The sequence below is a fragment of the Salinibacillus aidingensis genome (genome assembly GCF_039522525.1).
Taxonomy (GTDB): Bacteria; Bacillota; Bacilli; order Bacillales; family Alkalibacillaceae; genus Salinibacillus; species Salinibacillus aidingensis.
The window spans coordinates 304,793-319,781 of record NZ_BAAADO010000002.1 but is presented as its reverse complement, the minus strand read 5'-3'; the positions used below and the strand labels follow the sequence as shown (position 1 = coordinate 319,781).

Here is a 14,989-nt window from a genome sequence, read left to right as displayed (position 1 = left end):
CAGCAGTCGGAATAGTGACGAGGCATGAGGATAATGAGCGGTTTTACTATAATAGGGAGCAACTAAAGAATGGGTGGTTTTTGGTGAGTAAATATTAATAAAGTGCGTATTTAAAAATAACAATTATCGTCTCAAGGGAAGTGGTGATAAAATATGATTGATGATTTTATAAAACAAACAGTATCGTTTCTTGAAAGGACGAATACCCGCATTCATACACCAGAGACACGAACCGTTACATACGAAGGGAATACAACTTCACTACTAATGTCAGACTCGGAAGTAGTTTATGTAAATACTGCAAACATTTCTGATAACGTCCATTTAGGAATAATGCTCTTTTTTAGTATTTTAGATGCAAAAGTTGATTTACTTTATCCGGAACTAGATGGTAAATCATTTAGGCAACGACATAAAAGGCTGCCTAAAACTAATGATGATGAACTTATTTTAAGTCAGCTATTTAGAATCTTAAAATTGTTAAGAAATGCTTCGGTTCATTCAAAGAACTCGATTATTATAAAGAACAATGAAATAACTTGTTCTTACATTAATAAAAAAACTAAATTTCAATTAATAATCACAAAACTAGGTCTGGAATTAATCTATTCATTAATACTAGAGTTCGTGAAACCGTCAATGAGTACAAGTTTATACTGGGAGTCAATAAGAAGAACTTATTATGATGATATAAAAGCCAATATTACGTTGTTTGTAGATGATTTGGGTGACAATAACCTTCTAGATATATCTAATGAAATAAGGTTAAAACGAAGTGTTAGATATAGGATTACAAATTCGACCTTCAAAATCGAAAAGGGTTATTTATTAATCGAGAGACCATATGGATTGAACGAAAATGAAAAAGAATGTCTTTCCTGTGATTATGAAGTTACCTATGGTGAAAAGGCTTATCTAATTCCAAGTGAAGCTCTTGATATAAATAACAAAATAGATGTGGCACACTTGTACTTATGGCAAGTGTAATAATGAAAATTACTGGGGTGATTTGACCAATTAACAAACTGGGATCATCTATCTATTAAACTTTTAAATTGGGAAAGTTACTTCCTGTAATTATTAAAATATAATGAGGATACTCTTAAACCTGTGTGGTGATTAAATGAACAATATAAAGAAAATTATTATGAAAGTGGTTAAGTCAGTTTATTTTTGGCTTACTTTAGTAATAGCGATATTAATGTCTGTATTATATATTCTTGGGTTTAGAATAACATACTCTCCGAACCTCGAAACTAGTTGGGATGCAGTTAGTGCTATTGGACAGTGGGCTGGGGCAATAGTTGGTGTGTTAATACCAATTGCAGCAGTTTACATAGACCATATTTTACAGAAGAGTAAGAGGGATATTGGTGAATCTAATATTGAGTTGTTAAATGAATTTCAGGCGTTTAAAGACGAATATTCCGAAAAGTTAAAAACGCTTTCTGATTTGGTAGATGATAATGGAAACATAAATAACGATGGCGGTAACCATGATGTAAGTAGAAAAGATAAATTAAAAGAAAAAGCTTTAAAGTTCATTAATATCTCAATGGTTGCAAAAACTAAAACTGTTGCTGAGCATTTAAATATTAATGAAGATGATGTATATGAATTATTAGCCGAAATGGATAGACATGATGACACTATTTCACATGGTGGTCAACTTAGGAAAGAAAATATGCACAATATTGTTTGGACAAAGAAAAGTAAATAAGGTTTTTAAATTTGGAAGCCTAAAACTGGATATTACGCGCGCTACCATTCCCATCCACAATCAGGACACTGTCATCTAACTATCCAATCCTCTTCTATACTGGAAATGCCGATTTTTCTACTAAAGTGTGTTGATTCGTAGTGATGCTGTTGTTCTTCTGGTATTGGATCACCTTGCAAGTTTACATGGCAGAAAGGACAGTATTCTTTTCTATCGTTTTATAGCCCCCTCATTCGGTAACTACATAAATTAACTCCAAAGACTACATTTTTAGTTTGCTATAAACAATCAAAAGGAGTAGCATTACGAAATTGTTGCTTCAGTCATTCAGCATTTGGATTTTTTGTTACAGCAAATGAATGGTTTTGTGTTGGATAATCACATCAAGAACGTCAAGCTTTAATGTAGGAATCGTTAAAAAGTTAGCCGCTCAAATTTCACTTCGATGATTATTCAAAAATGTTTTCCATGACTGTATTTGTTTTTGAGTAGGCGGCTTACTGGTATCTGGGAAGTATTTTGCGGTGCTGGAGGATTTTTTAAACCTAAAAGTTTTAGTTTTTCATGAATCGTTTCGGACGATAGTAATGGATTTTCCTTATATACACGCTCTATAAGATTGATTGTGTCACGAGATATTTGTGGTCTCCTTTCAGCATAGTAAGTGAGAAAAGAAAGAACGAGTATAAATAACTATTGGGAAAATCATTATGGGATTTTGAAGAAAAAACGTTTTTTATACATAAGTGGTGAGCTAAATGCTCACCACTTATGTATAAAAAATTTTATTTAGGATTATTATTCCAATGCCTGTAAACCCTCATAACTATGAATAGCAAAACCATCAAAACTTGACATATTCATATAATGGTTGGTTACCTCGTTAAATACATTATACATCAATTCATGTCCTGAATTATAAAAGGATAAGTATGGAATTCCTGATTGTTTAGTTTCAACACCAATAACGACTTTTTTGTTAATGCTTTCTGCAAAGTCTAACTCGTTCGAAACGAGCTTAATAATACCATTGTTACCCTCAGAAAAGTTACGATAAGCCATAATCGTTACGCCATCGGTATTTTGAATAACCCAATCACTTAGACGCCCCTCACCATATTTGTCAGATTTATAAAACCTTCCATCAAACCAAAATGGTATGTCCACATCAAAATTGATGTCTAATCGCTCAGTGAAAAATTTATATTGATGTAAGATATTTTGATATTTTTCTATGGCCTTATTTTGATTTATGTCCCAAATATCATTTAAATAAGGTTCGACATCAAGGTGAATTCCCTCAAATTGTTGTGATTGAAGAGCACGTTGCTGGTATTTTTTAATCCATTTTTTAAAAAGTAAGTTCCGATTGTTATTGTTATCCAACCATTTGGGTGATCCTTCTAATGCATAGACGGAAATACCATGATTTGTTGCTGATTGTACAAAACGTCGATAATCATGCATTGAAATATCCCGATTTATTTGCAGGTAAATGCGATTTACGTTTTCTTTTAATAGGTTATGAAGAAAGACTTCTCTATCGTAAATAACTTCTTTTGTATTCCAAACCCACGTTCGATAATTTTCTGTTGCTAGTAATTGATTTTCTTTCATTATCTCATTATTCTTATCAATCGAAGACAGACTTACAATTGATTGTGCTGAAACGCTTTCGAATGAGGTTAAAGAAACAACTGACAAAATAAAAGATAGGATTGTAATAAAAAAGTTTTTTTTCATGTTGTTTTAATCCCTTCTATAAAATAAGTATAGGCTAGCAATGCAAGGTAGCCTAACATTATTTTACCAATATACCGTATAAATGTATATATTTTTTAATAGAATTTTCCTATCCTAGTATGTATTTCTTTAGCAAAAATTACTTGATGATTTTATAGTTCCTTTGTACTAAAATTAATCCTTGTGACACCAAAGAAGTTCATATTAAAAAAGGGGAGATAGAATGCAATTTGATTATCGAAAATCAAATGCAACTGCCAATCAGCTAGGAAGCACTCAAAATCTATTTATGGATAGTTTTTTAGGAAAGACAATAGCAATTACAATATTTTTGCTTTGTATATATTTAATGACACTAGTTATTGATCACAACCTTGTTAAGGACTTTGATTATTATATAGGACTTCTTACTTCTATATCATTCATCTATTTCTTATTAAAGGTTGTGATTTCTTTTTTCTATAAATCAGTAAAGAAAGATCCACTTTCTGATCATAAAGTTTCTGTCGTATTACCTAGTTTCAACGAAGGTACCGAAAGTGTTAAGAAGTCGATTGAATGCCTTGTAAATCAAGACTATCCTGTCCACGAAATAATTTTTATTGATGATGGTAGTGATAGTATTGAAGCGTATGAAACAGCGGTAAAAATGTCTGAAGAATTTAAAGCTATAAATGAAAAAAAGCCTGACTCACATTTACCTAAAATCACCGCGCATCGCTTTACTAAGAATCAGGGTAAGAGGGCTGCTCAAACCTGGGCATTCAAGCGAGCAGAAGGCGATATCTTAATGCTTAGTGATTCAGATGGATATATTTATCCAGATGCAGTAAGAGAACTGTTAAAACCTTTTAGAGATAAAAAAGTAACATCTGTGGTTGGTCATATTAACCCAAGGAATAGTAAAGATAGCTTAATTACTAGATTACAAGATATCCTTTATACCAGTGCATTTCGAATTGGTAGAGGTGCACAATCAGTGACGAACTCTGTATTAGTATGTTCTGGTGCGTTATCAATGCATCGAAAGAACTTTATATTAAATAATTTAGATCGTTTTGCAGAAGGAACTGCGATGGGGATCAAAATGGATGCAGGGGATGACAGATGCTTAACCATGCTGTCCTTAGAAAATGGTGGTAAAACTAAATATCAAAGCACCGCACTATGTATTACCGATGTACCGGAAAAAACAGGTAAGTTCTTTAAGCAGCAAGTTAGATGGAATAAATCCTTTTATTTATATACGTTAGAGACATTAAAATTTGCCTGGAAGAGACCAAACGTTCTGTTTTGGGTATTAGCAGAAGGATTCGTGTGGCTAATCTTTGGAATTTCCAGTTTGGTTTCCTTGTTAACTGGATCTACAACTGCACTATATCTTCTCCTAATATATTCTATGGCTTATCTAACATTATCATCATTGGCTGGTGGAATTTACTATGTATTTAGAAATCCGTTAGTTTATTTACTCTCACCATTTTTTGCATTAATGCATATGCTAATCCTTTTCCCAGTACGAGTATTTTCATTATTAACCATAAAAGCAGATAACTGGGGAACAAGGTAATTAGTAGTATATGAAGTCTTAAATGAATAGAGAAACCAACAGATAATTAATTTGAAATTGGAGGAATATCATTGTCAACTTTAATGACAAATAAATTAGCTTATTTTAATCGTCTGAAGGATAAAATTGAAGAAAAGACGGCTGTAGTTGGTGTTATAGGATTAGGCTATGTAGGGCTTCCAAACGTAATACACCGGGCATCTTATGGATTTAATGTAGTTGGATTTGATAAAGATGAGTCTAAAGTTAATAATATTAACAATGGAATTAGCTATATTGATGACGTAGAAACGTCTGAATTAAGTAAATTAGTAAAAAGCGGAATGGTAAAAGCAACAGCAGATGCTTCACAATTGAATACTGTAGATGTCATTACGATATGTGTACCCACACCTATAGATGAACATAAGCAGCCAGACTTGAGGTTTATTGAATCTGCAATGAATGACGTTACTGAAAATGTAAGGCCTGGTAGTTTAGTTATTCTTGAAAGTACAACTTACCCGGGAACAACAGAAGAATATGTTGTGAATAAACTAGAAGAAAAAGGTTTTGAGGTTGGTCATGATATCTTTGTTGCTTATTCCCCAGAGAGAATTGACCCTTCTAATAAAGTATACGACTTACGTAACACACCAAGAGTAATTGGTGGGCATACAGAACATTGTGGTATAGTTGCAGAACTGTTTATTAGTGGGCTTACACACGTAGTAGAATCTACAAAAGTTGCAGAGATGGCAAAAGTATTTGAAAATACATTCCGTTTCGTAAATATTGCATTAGCTAATGAGTTAGCAGAAGTCAGTGAAAAGATGAACATTGATGTTTGGGAAGTAATTGATGCAGCTAAAACAAAACCATTCGGCTTCATGGCATTTTATCCAACTGCTGGTATTGGTGGCCACTGTATTCCGGTAGACCCTTACTATTTAACTTATAAAGCAAAGGACTATAGTGTGAATACAAGACTTATCAACACTGCTGGTGAAATAAATAGTCAAATGAATGATTATACTGTCAACAAGCTAATGCGTATCTTAAATGATATAGATGTTACGATGAATAATAGTAAAATTGCTATTTTAGGTGCAACGTATAAGAAGGATATTTCTGACGTAAGAGAATCTCCTATTTTTAACCTAGTAAATACGCTGGAAGAATATAATGGCCAGGTTGATATCTTTGATCCTTACGTCACAACTCTAAAGTCAGCCAGTAAGACATACAATGTAAAAGACGTAAACTATAGACAATTACGTAATTACGATGTAGTCATTATCTTAACAGATCACTCAACATTCGACCTGGATAGAATTAAAAAGTTCTCCAATATAATATTCGATACAAAAAACGCACTTAATATGAAAGAAGAAAAGGCAGTATATTATAAATTGTAGTTACGGTGCCTGTCACCACCCGAATTTTGTCGAATTTTGAAAGTGTGGCAATGTCCGCATTTAGAGGGACTTCGTGTTCTCCATAAAGGGAGGACTTTCCTCGTGTTAAAAGTGAAAAAGAAAGGGTATAAACATGGAGTACACAACTAATAAAAGTGTAAATAAATTATGTGCAATAGGTTTCTCGCTAGGAATTATATCTATATTTTTATCATTTATTGTTATTGTTCCATTTACAGGCTTAATAATATCAACAATCGGACTTTCAAGGTTTAATAGAAGTACTGATTCCATGATTTGGATGGGGATTACAGGAATAATATTAAATGGTTTGTATTTATTGGTAGCCATTTTCCTGGTATATTAGCAGCTATTATTCATGCCTAATCAAATTTGCAAAATTAAATATAGGGGTCAGTTCCCCCGCCGCTCTAAGGAACTAAATTGGAATGTATGGAAGTCTTGTGGAGATCAATCTCTGCAGGGCTTCTTTTTCAAACATTGGGATTGCTCGTCTCTAGGTTTTATATAACTAAGTGGGTATTGAAGAAAACTTGTACAAAAAAGCCTGTAGACACCCAAATCTACAGACTTTTAAATTGGCTCTAAAATATATGTTGGGGTGCCGACAATTTTCTGATAACTTTTCGGGGCATAAGAAAACACGCAATCTCCTAATTTTGTTAGACTTTGTTTAGACCAATAAACAACCACAAAAAGGAGATGCGTGCAATTGCATTCTAATTTTTCTTTACCAGGATTAGGAGAGTTTATCATTACCAACATTCGAGAAAGCCGCGTACTATCAACTTCATGTGGAGTTGGAGCGTGTACCTCACCAATGTCCGTGTTGTAGACAAGTTACGGATCGAGTCCATGATTACCGTGTACAAAAGATTAAACATAATCATATTTTTGGTAGACGAACAGTCTTATTTTACCAAAAACGTCGGTATGTTTGTGAAAATGAAAACTGCGGTAAACGGTTTTATGAAGATAATTCGATTGTGGAGCGTTATCATAGGCAGTCTCTATAGTTTAACCAGGCGATAGGTAGTGAGTTAATCAATGGTAAGAACTTTAAGGATGCCGCAGATCGCTTCGACACCTCTCCTACAACGGTTATGCGCCGTTTTGATCAGGTTAGTGCTTCGATGTTAAGTGAAACAAAGAAGTTACCTTAGGTTATTGCGATAGATGAATATAAGGGAGATGCAAGTGGCGAAAAGTAACAAACCGTTATTGCCGATTCGGTTGAAAGAAAGCCATTAGAGATTTAGAAAGACCACAAAAAAAGAGACACTAATGGCCTATGTACGAGAACATGGAGATAACGTTGAGTTCGTCGTCATGGATATGAGTCATTCCTTCAAAGCAGCTGTTGATCAAGCCCTGGGACGACCAATTGTAGTAGCTGATCGATTTCACTTTTGTCGGTATATCTATTGGGCTTTAGAAAGAGTTCGACGGAAGGTGCAAATTGAGTTTGATGATTACGATCGTAAGAAGTGTAAACGAATGCAACACGTGTTTTATAAGCATTATGAGAACTTAACCGACAAGCAGTTATGGTACATAAATTACTACAGGGAAAAATCAAGTGAATTAAACAGAGCTTAAAGAAAGCTTTATGCTTGTGGTTTGAAACAGCGAAGCAATTGGCCCCTGTTGGATTAAAAGAAATGCATTTGGTTTTAGACTATTTAGCCGCTTCAGAATAAATGTGTTATTACATCATCAGTCAAAATATAACATTTCGGATCGCATAAATTAGGAGTGAGCGATGTGCTCACCCCAGTATTTGACTTAGGAACTTGTAATTCGTATGCTACCTGCCGATGATAAGGCCCCCAAGTAATCATCCCTTTATCAATCACGCCAACACATTAGACAATTTCCGATAATTATTAGACACCGACCCATGAGGCACACCATATTCCTCGGCAATTTGAGATTGCGTAACCGTTTCATTCTTCAATACAACCTTCTGCACATAATACTCTAAAGCTGCTGCGTATGATTCCGGCTTTTTCAAAGATGGATGTTCCTTCTGGCTGTATTGATTCCAAAGAGAAATCCCTTTTAGGATAACTTCATCACTCATCTCCTTATCGACCATGTGATCGGCAAATATTTGGACCACTTCTTCATACTGTGGGTTTGTTTCACCCCCGTCGTGACCAAGCAGGAGAGCGTCGTTTAAAAAGGCAGGGAAATGTTCGGCTAAACCGCCATCCTTTTCCGTATATTCCTGCAATAGCTGTGGCACACTTTCCTCATCTTGTGGATATAACTTAATCATGCTGTAAAGGAAGTTCTGAGCCTCGATAAACGGAACCAGTGTACCAATCAGCACACTTCCCTCGATAAATTCATTCCCTTCATAGTAACGAATGGAATAAGTCTTATGGTCTCTTAAATCCTCGATAGTTACATAATGGGTTTCTTTATTAGTACTCAAGATTTTATAGACAGATGGCTGTCGACTTATCCAGTTTTCCATTCTCTTATACGTTTGAGGATGTAATGGTGCATCCTGTTGCTCCAGAAAGAGATTTAATAAAGTACGATGATTTTCAAATGAAGACACGTTTATGAGAATCCAGATTGTAACCCCCATTCTAAAGATATCAGCCAGGTCGCTATGTTTCTTTAGTTCCGGACTCAGATAGGATTCCACGAGTTTATCAATTTTTTCCTGATAATGGTCTTGTGAAAAGGAAATGAACTTCTGATGCAAGTGAGTCAGTTCTTCATTAATCAGGCTCACTTCATCGCTCTGGAACATACCGCAGCACTTCTTATATTTTTTGCCGTTCCCGCATGGACAGGGTTCATTTCTTTGAATCTTGCTCATATTATGGCACCTCGCGTTTCAATTTATCACTTGTTTATTATGCTTTAAAGTATCCTGTGTTTCAAGTACATCAAGTTTTAACTATGTTTATTTTAAAAATAATATAAAAAATTGTCGATATTTTTGTTAAAATAAGTCTAGGACTATAAGTAATAGGGGAGAGGCATATAGTGAAAAGAGCGAACAGGTTAAGACTTCTAATATGTTGTCTGTTAATTTTAGGATTTACATTTCATGCCATACATATACAGGCATCAACGGTAAAGGATGAGTACCAGGTATCAAGTGGAACTTACTATCAGGAATTACAGGTAGGTCAACAGGATTCTCCTAATTCCATGCGTGTCATGGAAATAGACTTAAGTGATACATATACGAATGTAGAGGTTGGCTATCCATCATCTTTAACCACATTGCAGGAAACAACGTCACAGGCCATGAAATATCATCAGGATGGACATCAGGTTGCGGGTGCGATTAATGGGGGTTTTTATTACACCCGTAACGGAGAACCCATGAATCTGATTTCCAAAGATAATCGCCTGATTAGCGCGGGCAAAGTGGGTGAATCAAATGAAGCCTATGTAAACGAATCCATTGCTTTTGGAATCGATAAAAATGGACAAGCTAAAATCGCAGAGTATGATCTTGATTTGATGTTTGAACATCAGGGGCATACATATGAAATCACCAGCCATAATAAAGAAAGAAAAAAAGATAATCTCATTTTATATACATCAAGCTATCATAATGGCTATGCCGACACCAATCCATATGGAAGAGAAGTTGTGATTAAAACAACTGCTGCACCCGATTTACAGTTTGGGGAGACATATAACGGAGAGGTTGTGGCCATTTATAAAAAAGGGGATCAGACGGATGTAGCCATTCCTGAAAATGGCTTTGTCCTTTCAGGTAATGGAGACGGAAGAACAATTCTTTCAAACTTGGAAGCTGGTGATTCTATTAATCTATCCATTGATATAAATAGTGAATGGATGCACTCAGAATTTATGCTGGCAAGCGGGCCAAGACTTGTGAAGGATGGGGAAGTCTCTTTAAGTATGAATCCGGATAGCTATCGTGCTTCATTAGTGGCACCAAGAACAGCCGTTGCGATTGATGCTACAGGCGAAAAGGTCTTTTTTGTCACCGTAGATGGCCGCCAGCCAGGATACAGCCGGGGGATGAATCTATCAGAATTTGCCAGGTATTTAGTAGATTTAGGTGCTGAATATGCTTTGAATCTGGATGGAGGTGGATCCACTACCATGGCCGTACGACAACTAGGTGATGAAAAGATAAGTGTGGTGAATTCTCCTTCCGGTGGATCTGAACGAGGGGTTTCTACCATATTAATGGGAATATCAACAGAACCGGCAGCACAATCATTATATTATCGGGACATATCACCAGGGGACACGCATTATGAAGGTGTTCATTGGATATCTGATAAAGGGATTAAGGGCTATGAAGATGGTTCATTCGGCCCTGGCAAAAGCCTCACCCGTGCTCATGCGGCTATTATGTTTACCAGAGCACTGGATTTGAAAACAGAGGAACTAACCAAAGAAACGTCAATGTTTAAGGATATCAGCACAGATCATCCATACGCCGAGTTTATTCATGCAGTTGACAAAAATGGAATCTTCAAAGGGAGAGATGGAGAATTCTTACCAGGTCAGTCCTTAACGAGACAACAAATGGCATCCACCCTTGTTAATGCCTTTGACCTTGAAAAATATCAAGCTTCTCATGTAGACATCAACTTAGGCAATGTCGGCAAGAGTCATAAAGAAAATGTACAAATTTTAGCAGATTTAGGCATTACCAATCAGCTTAATAATTATCGGCCGCGGGAGGCTGTCACCCGTGGACAGTTTGCTACTTTTCTGTATCTTTCCTATCAGGCAGTTAAGGAGTGACTGGGATTTTTTAGTTTTATAGAAAAATTAAATAGAAATATGGATGGCGGAATCATGACTGTTCTATGTTAAGGACATGATTCCGCCATGATTCTTTAATCATTCAAGCATTTTCTCATCACTTCAGGACGTCTAATAATTTATTTGCTGTTACAGGACCTGAAATTCCATCTACACTCAGACCATATTTCTGCTGGAAGGTACGGACGGCATCCTCTGTTTCCTGGTTAAATGTACTTGTTACATTCCCTAAAAAACCTATCCGCTTTAAATAAATCTGGAGGAGGGTAACATCAGCCCCCTGGTTCCCTGATCTTAGGTTTTGATTAAACAGAGAATCACCTTTGACTTCATGAATTTTATCAGCAGAATTCGTCAGCACAACGGCCATTTGCGCTCTTGTGACAGAGTCTCCAGGTCTGAATGTTCCATCCTGAGAACCTTCAAAGATGCCCTGTTGTTTCATATTTACGATAGCATTATAAAACCCATTGTCCTCGGAGACATCTCGAAAGGAAACATGTTCATTTGCTTTAGCCGGGTCATAAACATCGGATAGAACATTATCCAGAACAGCAGCCATTTGCTCTCTTGTTAATTCTGAACGAGGTTGAAACGTACCATCTAAACGTCCTTTAAACACCCCATGCTGCTGAACGATTTCAATGACCTCCCAGGCCCAGTAATCAGTCCCCACATCTGTAAAGGTTGCTGTATTCCCAAGGGGTTCAATAGGCTTTAAATCAAAAATTTTTACAAACAGTGCTGCGGCCTGAGCTCTGGTTAACCCATCGTTTGGTGCAAACGTTGTGTCAGTCCGCCCTTGAAACCAGTCCTTTTGATACGTATATAGAATTTCATCATGAGCCCAATGCGTCCGGGTATCCTTAAAGGGTAATAAATCTTTGGTCTGGTCGGCAGTTTGAACATCCGGGCTGTTATCTGGCGTATGCTCATGGTCTGACAGCCACATGCCATAGTTATTCCATACAGACGTGTTTTCCTGACCTAAACTCCAGGATCCTGTACCCTTGAGGTTATATTTATGGACAAGATCGATTTTCGCATGAATGGATTCATTATTTTCGTACCAGACCTCATAATTTCCAGGTTTCAATGTTCTTCCCGCTATTGTAGTAGCTGGATCGCTCGCTTTAATAGTAAACGTGGCTTTAGGGGATTGACTTTGTTCATCAAAGGTGACCGCACCATTATATTTCGAAATCAGCATTTCCACTTGTGTGTTCGATGCCCCATATCCCCCAGTACTTTCGGCATCATTCCAGTAGCGTCCGAAGAATGGGAGTCCTAATACAATTTTTTCTGAGGGGACGTTATCTCCGTTAATCATCGTCTGGATGGTCTTTTCCACCCAGGATATACTCGCTACTGGTCCTGGATCACCACCCTGGAAATGCTCATCATAAGCCATCACCATCAAATAATCTGCATATTTAGCTAATTCTTCGTTATCATAGGAGCCGTGCCAGCCCTTTGTCCACTGATTGGGATTGGCTGCAACAGCTACGGAGATTTCCTTATCAACCGGTAATTTCTCCCGAAGCAGTCGCACAAAATCGGTATAGTGATCACGGTCTGCATCTGTTACATTTTCGATATCTACGTTTACCCCGTCTAACTGGTTTTCAATAATAAAATTTGCGATCTGATCAGACAGGAGTTCTCGGTTTTCAAGAGCAGCTCTTCCTACTTCACGATCCCAGTGGTTGCTTACGAATGGAACGACACGAATGCCACGTTTGTGCATTTCATCCACAAAGGTTTTATCAAATTTACTGGTGATCGCCAAGGATCCGTCCGTATTTAAATCAAAGTAGGAAGGTGCAATCACGTCTAGATTTCCATTTGTCTGTTCAACCGATTGTATGTTTTGCTGTGTACTACCAAAATATAAATAAGACATATTAAAAGACGCATCATGCGCACTTACGTCCTGTAAAGGCACAGCCATTAAAAGGGTTGTTCCAATCATAATATTGGCCGTTACGATCCGGACGCCACGCATTCTTTTTTTAATAAACTGATGTACTCTTTCCTTTAGGTCTTCCTTCATTTCATCAGGTCTGTCGCCCAATTCTCTGGCAAACTCACTATCATTGGGATCTACATAGAGATAAATTTCATACCCATGTTCGGTTTCCTTTAATCTGTAGTGAACAAATTCCATTGAATATCACTCCATCATGGTAACCATGTTCATTTTAGTATGTCACGTCCATGTCGAATTTAAACGAATGAGTATTTTCTATTATTTTCATTTCCGGCAGAAAACCGTATAATAGAATCAGGAAGATTTACATAGGGGAGAGGATAAATTTGAAAAAGTTTAAAGCATTTTTAGTAACGTTAATTATGACATTGACAGCGATTTCAGTATTGACTTTAGTACCAGAAAATTATGAAGCTGGTAATCTATCTATTAAGGAAAAGAAAGAAATCATTTCAGATATTGCCCGTGAGTATGATATTCCGCCAGAAATTTTAAAGGCGATTGCCTACGAGGAAACAGGATATAAGCAGTTTAACGAGGATGGGTCACCTTATATTTCAACTGACGGCGGGATTGGGATTATGCAAGTAACACCAGGCAACATTGATTTTTCCGTTAATGAAGAAAAACTTAAGACTGACATTAGGTATAATATTGAGGTAGGCGCTAAGGTTTTAGATAATAAATGGGATTTGGATACACCAAAAATAAATAATGGAAGCCGTCATATCCTTGAAAATTGGTATTTTGCCATAGCGGCCTATAATGGGCTGTCACGTGGCAATGACCCCAATGTCAATTCAGGTGACACTTACCAGTTTGGTGTCTATAAACGTATAGAAGGTGCTTCATTAATTTTCTGGGATGAGTCACCAGACTATGTATACTTTGATTTTCCTAAGTTTGATATCAATTATGAAGACGGGGATAACCGGATGCATTTCCCTGAAGGCAAAAGCTATGTAACAGAGACAGTTACACCGAGTCAGCAAATGTATGAACAGGGAGATATTGTCTATATTGATGAGCGAGATGGGTCAGTCAGCTTTTATAAAGGAGAATATGACGGTAATCCCGACAAAAAGCTCTGGCCGTATACACCTTTAACAATCAAAGGGGAACCACAAGAATTAAACGATATCGATAACGATTATGTGTACTATAAGGTGGAAAGTGCAGAGGATACGGGTCAGGTAGCCTCAGCCTATTTGAACAAGGAAAGCAAGGACCTCATGTTCAGTGATCCGATTGATGACAAACGTGCAGCGGCACTTGCCTTTGCCGCAATGAATGACTATGTGCAAGGATATCAGGATGGCAGCTTTGGCTCCAAAGATAAATTAAGACGTGAGCATGTTGCGGTTATCCTGGATAATATTTTAAATCTTTCCGCGCCGGATAGTTATGAAATGATTTCTGATGATGTAAAGAAAACAAACGATTATTATGAGCAGCTAAGAGAAGTTGAATACCATAAGTTTCTCGGTGGCGGTGGAGAGCTTCGTCCAAATGAGTATTTAACACGCTCTCAGATGGCCCAGGTCATGACAGAGGCTTTCGATTCTTATTATAGCGAACCAACTGAAACTCATACATTCAAGGATCAAGGCAAAATTTGGAATTCTGAAGCGGTAAATAAAATTTATCAAAATGACATAACCGTTGCCGATCCATTCCGTCCGAATGAAGATATTACAAGGTCACAATTTGCTATCTTTATCTATCGTACAATGGTAGATTTCTAAGCTGATAGACGAATCTTATAA

10 protein-coding genes and 2 pseudogenes are annotated in these 14,989 nt (G+C 36.7%); 7 read left to right on the top strand and 5 right to left on the bottom strand.

What is annotated here, in order from left to right:
- Positions 1-153: 153 nt before the first annotated feature.
- Complete coding sequence (locus tag ABD006_RS05190; RefSeq protein ID WP_343838403.1) at positions 154-987, top strand: hypothetical protein; 834 nt, start codon at positions 154-156, stop codon at positions 985-987.
- Positions 988-1,123: 136 nt separating this feature from the next.
- Entirely contained in the window at positions 1,124-1,720 is a 597-nt protein-coding gene (locus tag ABD006_RS05185; protein WP_343838401.1) for a hypothetical protein, read from the top strand.
- Positions 1,721-2,518: 798 nt separating this feature from the next.
- On the opposite strand, the gene ABD006_RS05180 is transcribed toward ABD006_RS05185, so the two are convergent.
- The gene (locus ABD006_RS05180) at positions 2,519-3,463 is read right to left on the bottom strand and encodes a hypothetical protein (protein WP_343838398.1); all 945 of its coding nucleotides are present in this window, start codon (positions 3,461-3,463) and stop codon (positions 2,519-2,521) included.
- Positions 3,464-3,686: 223 nt separating this feature from the next.
- On the opposite strand from ABD006_RS05180, the gene ABD006_RS05175 reads away from it, so the two are divergent.
- Together ABD006_RS05175 and ABD006_RS05170 are read left to right on the top strand one after the other, a co-directional pair.
- Entirely contained in the window at positions 3,687-5,033 is a 1,347-nt protein-coding gene (locus ABD006_RS05175; protein ID WP_343838396.1) for a glycosyltransferase, read from the top strand.
- A gap of 71 nt (positions 5,034-5,104) precedes the next feature.
- Positions 5,105-6,430, top strand: coding sequence for a nucleotide sugar dehydrogenase (locus tag ABD006_RS05170; RefSeq protein WP_343838394.1), 1,326 nt, complete (start codon positions 5,105-5,107; stop codon positions 6,428-6,430).
- 105 nt (positions 6,431-6,535) lie between these two features.
- Here ABD006_RS05170 and ABD006_RS05165 read toward each other — a convergent pair whose 3' ends face one another.
- On the bottom strand, positions 6,536-6,781 hold the full coding sequence (locus ABD006_RS05165) for a hypothetical protein (RefSeq protein WP_343838392.1): 246 nt from the start codon (positions 6,779-6,781) through the stop codon (positions 6,536-6,538).
- A 376-nt stretch (positions 6,782-7,157) separates the two neighbouring features.
- Here ABD006_RS05165 and ABD006_RS05160 point away from each other — a divergent pair.
- A pseudogene (locus ABD006_RS05160) lies at positions 7,158-8,204 on the top strand (ISL3 family transposase).
- 99 nt (positions 8,205-8,303) lie between these two features.
- On the opposite strand, the gene ABD006_RS05155 reads toward ABD006_RS05160, so the two are convergent.
- Complete coding sequence (locus tag ABD006_RS05155) at positions 8,304-9,218, bottom strand: cyclin family protein (RefSeq protein WP_343838390.1); 915 nt, start codon at positions 9,216-9,218, stop codon at positions 8,304-8,306.
- Positions 9,219-9,287, bottom strand: a pseudogene (locus ABD006_RS17970) (SEC-C metal-binding domain-containing protein); the annotation flags it as partial.
- A 170-nt stretch (positions 9,288-9,457) separates the two neighbouring features.
- On the opposite strand from ABD006_RS17970, the gene ABD006_RS05150 reads away from it, so the two are divergent.
- On the top strand, positions 9,458-11,212 hold the full coding sequence (locus ABD006_RS05150) for a phosphodiester glycosidase family protein (protein ID WP_343838388.1): 1,755 nt from the start codon (positions 9,458-9,460) through the stop codon (positions 11,210-11,212).
- A gap of 118 nt (positions 11,213-11,330) precedes the next feature.
- Here ABD006_RS05150 and ABD006_RS05145 read toward each other — a convergent pair whose 3' ends face one another.
- The gene (locus ABD006_RS05145) at positions 11,331-13,400 is read right to left on the bottom strand and encodes a glycosyl hydrolase family 18 protein (protein WP_343838386.1); all 2,070 of its coding nucleotides are present in this window, start codon (positions 13,398-13,400) and stop codon (positions 11,331-11,333) included.
- Between the two features lie 149 nt (positions 13,401-13,549).
- Here ABD006_RS05145 and ABD006_RS05140 point away from each other — a divergent pair, with 149 nt between their 5' ends.
- Positions 13,550-14,968 carry an S-layer homology domain-containing protein gene (locus tag ABD006_RS05140; protein ID WP_343838383.1) on the top strand — a complete coding sequence of 473 codons (1,419 nt, stop codon included), beginning with the start codon at positions 13,550-13,552 and terminating at the stop codon, positions 14,966-14,968.
- Positions 14,969-14,989: the final 21 nt, after the last annotated feature.

Bases quoted from the DNA above. Each gene is read 5' to 3' on its own strand.
- ABD006_RS05185 (WP_343838401.1), top strand. From the start codon at position 1,124: ATGAACAATATAAAGAAAATTATTATGAAAGTGGTTAAGTCAGTTTAT.
- ABD006_RS05175 (WP_343838396.1), top strand. From the start codon at position 3,687: ATGCAATTTGATTATCGAAAATCAAATGCAACTGCCAATCAGCTAGGA.
- ABD006_RS05145 (WP_343838386.1), bottom strand. From the start codon at position 13,400: ATGGAATTTGTTCACTACAGATTAAAGGAAACCGAACATGGGTATGAA.
- ABD006_RS05165 (WP_343838392.1), bottom strand. From the start codon at position 6,781: ATGGCTACCAATAAATACAAACCATTTAATATTATTCCTGTAATCCCC.
- ABD006_RS05190 (WP_343838403.1), top strand. From the start codon at position 154: ATGATTGATGATTTTATAAAACAAACAGTATCGTTTCTTGAAAGGACG.
- ABD006_RS05180 (WP_343838398.1), bottom strand. From the start codon at position 3,463: ATGAAAAAAAACTTTTTTATTACAATCCTATCTTTTATTTTGTCAGTT.
- ABD006_RS05155 (WP_343838390.1), bottom strand. From the start codon at position 9,218: ATGTTCCAGAGCGATGAAGTGAGCCTGATTAATGAAGAACTGACTCAC.